The sequence below is a fragment of the Pseudomonas sp. P5_B2 genome, assembly GCF_056400445.1.
In genome coordinates this window covers 1-1,812 of sequence record NZ_JBFULH010000747.1, presented here as the reverse complement: position 1 = coordinate 1,812, position 1,812 = coordinate 1, and the positions used below count along the sequence as shown (strand labels likewise).

Sequence of the window (1,812 nt, the reverse complement as noted above, 5' to 3'; positions counted from 1 at the left end):
GTCCAGCGTAAATACACACCCTTCGGAAGCTCTAGCAGTCATCACTGAAAAAACCGACAACCCCCACAGAAAGATCATTCATAAAAAACTGACGTTCATGGATGTGCCCGAAGCAGCGCATGATGGGCAAAAAGTGTTCGATGCGGTTGTGATCAATGGCAAGCTTCCTATTACAAAGTAATGCTTCGCCCCTAACGTCCAAGACACGTCTGATCCCCCTCGTCCCAATCCTGATAAACTCCCCTACTCCCAGCCTCACCAACTCCAGATCCCCCAATGCCCCCAATCACCGCCACACCCGCCCCGCTCTCCCGCCGTTTCTCCGTCGCACCTATGATGGATTGGACTGATAGACATTGCCGTTTTTTCCTACGCCTATTGTCGAAAAATGCCCTCCTCTACACAGAAATGGTCACCACCGGCGCGCTCCTGAACGGCGATCACGACCKTTTCCTCCGTCACAACGAAGCCGAACACCCGCTCGCCCTGCAACTCGGTGGCAGCGTCCCCCTCGACCTCGCCGCTTGCGCCCGCATGGCCCAAGAACACGGCTACGACGAGGCAAACCTCAACGTCGGCTGCCCGAGTGACCGCGTGCAGAACAATATGATCGGTGCGTGCCTGATGGGGCATCCGCAGTTGGTGGCTGATTGTGTGAAGGCGATGCGTGATGCGGTGTCGATTCCGGTGACGGTGAAGCACCGTATCGGGATTAATGGGCGGGACAGTTACGAGCAGTTGTGTGATTTCGTCGGTACGGTTCGGGATGCCGGGTGTACGAGTTTTACGGTGCATGCGCGGATTGCGATTCTGGAGGGGTTGTCGCCGAAGGAGAACCGCGACATTCCCCCCCTGCGCTATGACGTGGCGGCGCAGTTAAAGACCGATTTTCCGGACCTGGAGATTATTCTCAACGGCGGGATCAAGACGCTTGAGGCCTGTCACGAGCATTTGCAGACGTTCGACGGTGTGATGCTGGGCCGTGAGGCGTATCACAATCCTTATGTGATGGCTGAGGTGGATCAGCAGCTGTTCGGGAGCACGGCACCGGTGATCACTCGGGCCGAGGCGCTGGCGCAGTTGCGGCCTTATATCGCCGCGCACATCGATGCAGGTGGCTCGATGCACCACATCACCCGGCATGTGTTGGGGCTGGGCACCGGGTTCCCGGGGGCGCGCAAATTTCGGCAGTTGTTGTCGGTGGATATCCACAAGGCTAAAGAGCCTTTGGTGTTGCTGGATCAGGCGGCAGAGTTGTTGGAGGGGCGCTAACGGTCGCCGGGGTTGAACCTGTGCGCTGATTTGGCATCGTATTTACCGATACCGCGCCCCGCCATTCAAACAGCCGTTTTCAGGTTGTTGCCGCTGGGGCCATCGATACATACATACGCCCTTGAGTGGCTGTCAGCGCTCGGGTAATGTCATTAGACCCACAGGACAGAGCACGCCCATGACTTCCAAGCTGGAACAACTTAAACAAATGACCACCGTGGTTGCCGATACTGGCGACTTCGAAGCGATTGCTCGCGTTAAACCGGTGGACGCCACCACCAACCCTTCCCTGCTGCTCAAAGCCGCGGCTATCCCTGCGTATGCCGAATTGCTGGATGCTTGCGTGCACGACTGCAAAGGCGATGTGGGCCTGGCCAGCGACCGTTTCGGTGTTGCGGTCGGGCAAGAGATCCTGAAGGTTGTACCGGGCCGTATTTCTACCGAAGTGGATGCGCGCCTGTCGTTCGACACGGACGCCGTATTGAAGCGTGCACACCGCTTGATCGAGCTATACGACAACGCCGGCATTGGTCGTGACCG

3 protein-coding genes are annotated in these 1,812 nt (G+C 57.7%); all 3 read left to right on the top strand.

Features of this window, described 5'->3' with window-relative positions; translation table 11 throughout:
* The coding region (locus AC1DRJ_RS26290; RefSeq protein WP_477804720.1) for a hypothetical protein at window positions 1-181 on the top strand (181 nt) is incomplete at its 5' end.
* Window positions 182-276: 95 nt separating this feature from the next.
* Window positions 277-1,272 (top strand): tRNA dihydrouridine(20/20a) synthase DusA, encoded by a 996-nt coding sequence (dusA, locus tag AC1DRJ_RS26285; RefSeq protein WP_477804719.1) that lies wholly within the window; start codon window positions 277-279, stop codon window positions 1,270-1,272.
* A 178-nt stretch (window positions 1,273-1,450) separates the two neighbouring features.
* Window positions 1,451-1,812, top strand: a 362-nt coding sequence (locus AC1DRJ_RS26280; protein WP_477804718.1) for a transaldolase family protein, incomplete at its 3' end; no start/stop codon positions are given.